7 protein-coding genes are annotated in these 5,746 nt (G+C 63.7%); 2 read left to right on the top strand and 5 right to left on the bottom strand.

Annotated elements, in window-relative coordinates:
- Window positions 1-43: 43 nt before the first annotated feature.
- The 3 genes from AACR77_RS03005 to AACR77_RS02995 all read right to left on the bottom strand — a co-directional run bounded on the left by AACR77_RS03005 (window position 44) and on the right by AACR77_RS02995 (window position 2,912).
- On the bottom strand, window positions 44-289 hold the full coding sequence (locus AACR77_RS03005) for a hypothetical protein (RefSeq protein WP_010675602.1): 246 nt from the start codon (window positions 287-289) through the stop codon (window positions 44-46).
- Between the two features lie 306 nt (window positions 290-595).
- Window positions 596-1,645: an oxidoreductase gene (locus AACR77_RS03000; RefSeq protein ID WP_042879690.1), complete on the bottom strand. Its 1,050-nt coding sequence runs from the start codon at window positions 1,643-1,645 to the stop codon at window positions 596-598.
- A 103-nt stretch (window positions 1,646-1,748) separates the two neighbouring features.
- Window positions 1,749-2,912 (bottom strand): multidrug effflux MFS transporter, encoded by a 1,164-nt coding sequence (locus AACR77_RS02995; RefSeq protein ID WP_029314807.1) that lies wholly within the window; start codon window positions 2,910-2,912, stop codon window positions 1,749-1,751.
- Window positions 2,913-3,146: 234 nt separating this feature from the next.
- Between AACR77_RS02995 and rdgB the strand changes: the two genes are divergently transcribed.
- Entirely contained in the window at window positions 3,147-3,743 is a 597-nt protein-coding gene (rdgB, locus tag AACR77_RS02990) for an RdgB/HAM1 family non-canonical purine NTP pyrophosphatase (RefSeq protein ID WP_010675605.1), read from the top strand.
- A 132-nt stretch (window positions 3,744-3,875) separates the two neighbouring features.
- Window positions 3,876-5,021, top strand: coding sequence for a radical SAM family heme chaperone HemW (gene hemW, locus AACR77_RS02985; RefSeq protein ID WP_042879688.1), 1,146 nt, complete (start codon window positions 3,876-3,878; stop codon window positions 5,019-5,021).
- A gap of 116 nt (window positions 5,022-5,137) precedes the next feature.
- Here hemW and AACR77_RS02980 read toward each other — a convergent pair whose 3' ends face one another.
- Both AACR77_RS02980 and AACR77_RS02975 read right to left on the bottom strand, forming a co-directional pair.
- Window positions 5,138-5,356: an alternative ribosome-rescue factor A gene (locus AACR77_RS02980; protein ID WP_042879687.1), complete on the bottom strand. Its 219-nt coding sequence runs from the start codon at window positions 5,354-5,356 to the stop codon at window positions 5,138-5,140.
- A gap of 115 nt (window positions 5,357-5,471) precedes the next feature.
- Window positions 5,472-5,746: dihydrofolate reductase family protein (locus AACR77_RS02975; RefSeq protein WP_042879685.1), on the bottom strand; the 275-nt coding region annotated here is incomplete at its 5' end.

The following is a 5,746-nucleotide window of genomic DNA, read 5'->3' as shown; positions in this document are numbered from 1 at the left end:
CCGGCGCGAGTGCGCCGGGCCCGTTTTTCAATGAGGTGCTGGCTTAGTTGGCCTTGGCATCGCTCACGGCAGCTTCAGCCTTGGTGGCCACGTCAGCGGCAGCCTTCTCGACAGTAGCGGAAGCTTCGGAAGCAGCCTTCTCGACGGTAGCAGACGCTTCGCTAGCGGCTTTCTCGACAGTGGCAGCAACGTCTGCGGCCGGGGTCGCAGCCGGAGCGGCAGCTTCTTCTTTCTGACCACAGGCGGTCAACATCAGACCCAGGATACCGGCTACCAGTACTTTGTTCATGTGCATACCCTCAAAAAAAGATGGAGAGATGGTGCAGGGACCATCACTGTACGCCCCGGCTCCTGTCGGCACACCGGCCGCTGGAGCCCGAAGGCGCGCGAAATATATCCCCATATGCGGCCGATGAAAACGCGTATCACAATGATATTTTCTCGTTGGCATGATAAGAAACACTACTGCAACGACAAATATTAATATAAAACACCCATTCACCACCAAATTCGCACAACAAATCGCCAATTACCTGACGATTGCCAGTCAGCCATTGTCTTTCTGTCAGGCTCTCGGCGCTGCCGGATTACGCCGTCAGTCAGACAGCTTCTGACAAGGCAGGCGCTGCCCCTGCTGGTCGCTCTCCCGGGCCAGGTCCAGCAAGGCCATCACCGCCAGGGCCTCGTCGGCCGGCACCGGGTTCTCCCCTTCTCCCCGGATGGCGGCGCAGACACCGCGATAGTAGGCGCCGTAGTCCCCCGCTTCGCCGGCCACGGTCTGCTGCAGGAGCTGACCGTCCCGGATCTGGCTGAGCTGGCCGGGGGCGGGATCCACACCCCAGTCCGCCGCTGGAGGCCGCTTGCCCTCCTTGAGCTGCTCTTCCTGCACGTCCATGCCGAACTTGATGAAGGAGCCCTGACTGCCGTGCACCACGAAGCGGGGCATCACGGCCGACACCAGACAACTGCCGTGCAGAATGACCCGCATCTCGCCGTAACCCAGCACCACATGGAAGTAGTCGTCCGCCAGGGCCCCGGGGCGCTGCTTGCCCAGATCCGCCTGCAACCAGTCCGGCTGGCCGAACAGCTGGAGCGACTGATCCAGGATATGAGGGCCGAGATCGAACCAGAGACCGGAGCCCGGGCCGCCCGCCTCGCGCCAGCGCTGGCGCACCTCGGGGCGATAACGGTCGAAGTGGGATTCGAACTGGGCAACTTGCCCCAGCGCCCCCTCCGCCAGCAGACGGCGCACCGTGAGGAAATCCCCGTCCCAGCGTCGGTTGTGGAAGATGCTGAGCAGCCGCTGCTGCTTCTCCGCCAACTCGACCAGCGCCTTCGCTTCGGCCAGATCCAGGGCAAACGGCTTGTCGATCACCACGTGCTTGCCCGCCAGCAGGGCCTCGCGAGCGATGGGGGCATGGGTGTCGTTGGGGGTGGCGATCACCACCAGATCGAGGCTGTCATCGGCCAGCACCTGCTCCAGGGTGCCGACCCGGGTGCCGGGCAACGCGGCCTGTACCTTGGCGGCATCCCGGCTCACCACCCAGCGCAGGGTCAGGCCCGGGGTCGTGGCCAGGAAGGGGGCGTGAAAGGTCTGTCCTGCGAAGCCGTATCCCACCAGGGCGGCGTTGATTGTGTGGCTCATCCGGTTTTCTCCACGGGTCTGTGATCATGCGAGGCAGGCGAGGTCACCTGAAAAAGAGAAGGGGGCTCAAGGCCCCCTGAGTGTGCTCATCAGAGCACAGGATTTATTGCAAACACAAGCGCCGGCCCTGGCGGGTCATCAGCATCACCAGCGGGGGCAGCAGCAGCCACATGTGCAGGGCCAGCTGGCTCAGGGGATCCGGCATCAACCAACCGGTGATCCCCACCAGGGCGCCGGAGCCGCTCATCTGGAACAGGCCGAGCAGGGCGGCCGCAGTCCCGGCGCAGTGGCCGAAGGGGGCCAGCGCCATACCGGCGGCGGCGCCCAGGATCATCGCAAAGCCGATGCTGGAGAGGAACACCGGGCCCATCATGGCCAGCGGGTGCGGGATGTGCATGGCCAGGGTCAGGGTGATGGCGGAGAGCAGCACCACCAGCAGGCCGATGCGCAGGGTCCGTCTTGGCCCTACCCGGGCGATGAAGCGCGGGGCTAGGAAGCAGGCCAGGATGTTGAGGGCCGCATTGGCGGTAAACCAGTAGCTGAAGCCACTCATGTCCAGCCCCAGGGTTACCATCAGTTGTACCGGCGCCGCCGTCACGTAGGCGAGGATCACCGCCATCGCCAGCATGCACAGCGCCGCGTTGAACAGGAAGCTCGGGGAGCGCAGCACCGGGCTGTAGCGGGACCAGCTGATGAGCGGGCCAGCACTGCTGGTCTCCTCAGGGCGGGTTTCCGGCATCCGCCACAGCAGCCAGCTGCCGACCACCACGGCGTAACCCGCCATGAACCAGAAGTTCGCCGACCAGCCCGCCTTGGCGGTGAGCCAGCCACCCAGCAGGGGCGCCAGTGCGGGGATGAAGCAGATGGCACCGTTCAGATAGGAGATCATCTGACCGCTCTTCTTGGGGCCATAGCTGTCACGGACCACCGAGAAGGCGGCCACCGAGGTGGCGCAGGCCCCGAAGCCTTGCAGCACTCGCGCCAGCATCAGCTCACCCAGGCTGGCGGCAAAGCCGGCTGCCAGGGCGCTCAGGCCGTAGAGCAGCACGCCCCCCAGGGCAATGGGTTTGCGCCCGTAGCGATCGGCCAGCGGCCCCACCAGCAGTTGCCCCAGCCCCATGCTGAACAGGAACCAGGTGATGGTGCCCTGCATCAGGGTCACTTCGGCCCCCAGCTGCTCGGCCATCTGGGGGATGGCAGGCAGATAGATGTCGATGGCCAGCGGGCTGAACAACACCAGGAGTACAAGCAAAAGAATCAATGGCATCAGTCACCTCAAGCCCTAGGAATATCGATTGGGCCGCGAGTCTACTGACTCAGAGTAATGAATTGAAATGGTATTTAATCACTTCGGTTATTCCCCACTGGAAACATGTATCTCTTCTACCTCTCAGGGGGTGGAACCAGGATCCCCCGTTGGCACCGGATCCCGGGCAATTGGCGCTTTTACTAAACCCCTCCCCCGCATAGAATGCGCAGATTATTTTTGCGGAGGTGTGTGATGAACAAGCTTGTCCTGGCAACAGGGAACCAGAAAAAGGTGAAGGAATTGGCCGCCATGCTGGCCGATATGAAGATCCAGGTGATCCCGCAGAGCGAGTTTGCAGTCTCCGATGCCGACGAGACCGGCACCACCTTCGTCGAGAATGCCATCATCAAGGCCCGCCACGCCGCCCGCGTCACCGGCCTGCCCGCCGTGGCCGACGACTCCGGTCTGGAAGTGGATCTGCTGCACGGCCGCCCCGGCGTCTACTCCGCCCGTTTTGCCGGTGCCGGTGCCAGCGACAAGGAGAACATCGACAAGCTGCTGGCCGAGCTCAAGGGCGCGCCGGATTACCTGAAAAGCGCCCGCTTCTGGTGCGTGCTGGTCTACATGCGCCACGCCGACGATCCCACCCCCATTATCTGCCAGGCCAGCTGGGAAGGGATGATCATCGACGAACCCCGCGGCCAGCACGGCTTTGGCTACGACCCGGTGTTCTTCGTGCCCGATCACGACTGCACCTCGGCCCAGATGCCGGCGGAGCTCAAGAACCAGCTCAGCCACCGTGGCCAGGCCCTGGCCAAGCTCAAAGCGGCCCTGGCGGCGGTCAACTAAAGCGCTGTCTCCCGCCGCGTTGTCATCTACAATGGGGGCCGTCGGCCCCCGTTTCGTTCGCTGCGCCCCGCCCGTTGTCACCGACAACCAGGGCCACCCGACCCCTTTTGATTGTTGAATACTGGAAATCCCATGCTGCAACTGCCGCCCCTCTCCCTCTATATCCACGTGCCCTGGTGCGTCCAGAAGTGCCCCTACTGCGACTTCAACTCCCACGCCCAGAAGGGGGAACTGCCCCACCTCGAGTACGTGGCGGCCCTGCTGGAGGATCTGGAGCAGGATCTGCACTGGGCCCAGGGGCGCCCCCTCTCCTCCATCTTTATCGGTGGCGGCACGCCGAGCCTGCTCTCCGTCGACGCCATGCAGGCGCTGCTGGACGGGGTGCGCGCACGCATCGCACTGACCCCGGACTGCGAGATCACCATGGAGGCCAACCCGGGCACGGTGGAGGCGGACAAGTTCGCCGGCTTCCAGCGGGCCGGTATCAACCGCATCTCCATCGGGGTACAGAGCTTCCAGCAGGAGAAATTGACCCGGCTCGGCCGCATCCACGGCCCCGAGGAGGCGCGCAAGGCCGCCGAACTGGCCCACGCCATCGCGCTTCCCACCTTCAACCTGGATCTGATGCACGGCCTGCCGGATCAGAGCCTGGACGATGCGCTCTATGACCTGCAGCAGGCCATCGACTGCGCGCCGCCGCACCTCTCCTGGTATCAGCTCACCATAGAGCCGAACACGGCATTCGCCTCCAAACCCCCCACATTGCCGGAAGATGACACCCTGTGGGACATCTACGAGCAGGGCCACGCCATGCTGACCGCCAAGGGCTATCAGCAGTACGAGATCTCGGCCTATGCCAAAGAGGGGTATCAATGCCGCCACAACCTCAACTACTGGCGCTTTGGCGACTATCTGGGGATCGGCTGCGGCGCCCACGGCAAGGTGACGGATCTTGCCAACCAGCAGATCCTGCGCACCGCCAAGGTGAAGCATCCGAAAGGTTATCTGGATCCGAGCCGCCCCTATCTGGACAGCCAATGGCAGGTGAGCGCGGACGATCTGCCGCTCGAGTACTTCATGAATCGGTTCAGATTGTTTGAACCCGCCCCCAAGGCGGAGTTCGAGGCCTTCACGGGGCTACCGCTGGAGCGGGTGGAGACCATGCTCGCCATCGCCCGAACCAAGGAGCTGATCGAGGATCTCGGCGACAGCTGGCAGCTCACGTCCCTCGGGCATCGCTACCTCAACGTGCTGCTCGAACTCTTTATGGATGAGTGAGCACGGGTTCACTCTCTTGCGTCAAGACCGCAAGTCAGCACCAGCGAATAGAACAACAATCAGGGCGCCATTGGCGCCCTGATTGTGTTAGCTGATGCCTTGCGGCAGGAACCCGCTCAGCAGCAGACGCTTGCCATCTGCTGTTGGCCGGGCTCCCACCGCTTGCCGTGCTTGGCCTTGCGCTGATAGCTGCCCTTGCCCTTCTTGCTCGGCTCGACCCGGGCCTGGAACAGGGGGGAGGTCACCAGTGCCTTGAGGTGATTGTCCTGAATGATGCCGCGCTGATGTTCGCTGGCGGGTTCGGCGGTGACACAGGTCACCTTCTTCTTGGCCATATGGGCTCCTTGATGGGGTTGTCGTGTTTGCCTGTCGTCCCTGTCACCTTATTTGGGAGGGCTGGTGGCGAAAAACGCGCCGATTGTGCACCTCTTGCCTCCCCCGTGCAAGCTGTCAGGCGGGGTGATAGATAACCCGCACCAGCCCGCTTGGCAGCACGGCGCTCGACACCGGTCTCAGCGCGCCGGGCAGGGATCCTGCAAAGAGCGGCACCCCGCGTCCCAAAGTGACCGGTACCCAGAACAGGGTCAGCTCGTCCACCAGGGCCCCCTGCAGACCCTGCCTCACCAGCTCCCCGCCATCCAGATAGAGGTGACGGCTTCCCCCCTGCCACAACTCTTCCAGCACCTGCGCCAGCGCCCCCTGCCTGAACGCGACCCGAGGACGGG

Origin of the sequence: Aeromonas sp. ZOR0002, assembly GCF_963866995.1 — a bacterium.
Lineage (GTDB): Bacteria > Pseudomonadota > Gammaproteobacteria > Enterobacterales > Aeromonadaceae > Aeromonas > Aeromonas caviae.
The sequence above is the reverse complement of the archived record's forward strand: the minus strand, read 5'-3'. Positions and strand labels throughout refer to the sequence as shown.

Coding starts and splice junctions, on each gene's coding strand:
- AACR77_RS02995 (WP_029314807.1), bottom strand. CDS start 2,912: ATGCCATTGATTCTTTTGCTTGTACTCCTGGTGTTGTTCAGCCCGCTG.
- rdgB (WP_010675605.1), top strand. CDS start 3,147: ATGAACAAGCTTGTCCTGGCAACAGGGAACCAGAAAAAGGTGAAGGAA.
- hemW (WP_042879688.1), top strand. CDS start 3,876: ATGCTGCAACTGCCGCCCCTCTCCCTCTATATCCACGTGCCCTGGTGC.
- AACR77_RS03000 (WP_042879690.1), bottom strand. CDS start 1,645: ATGAGCCACACAATCAACGCCGCCCTGGTGGGATACGGCTTCGCAGGA.
- AACR77_RS03005 (WP_010675602.1), bottom strand. CDS start 289: ATGAACAAAGTACTGGTAGCCGGTATCCTGGGTCTGATGTTGACCGCC.
- AACR77_RS02980 (WP_042879687.1), bottom strand. CDS start 5,356: ATGGCCAAGAAGAAGGTGACCTGTGTCACCGCCGAACCCGCCAGCGAA.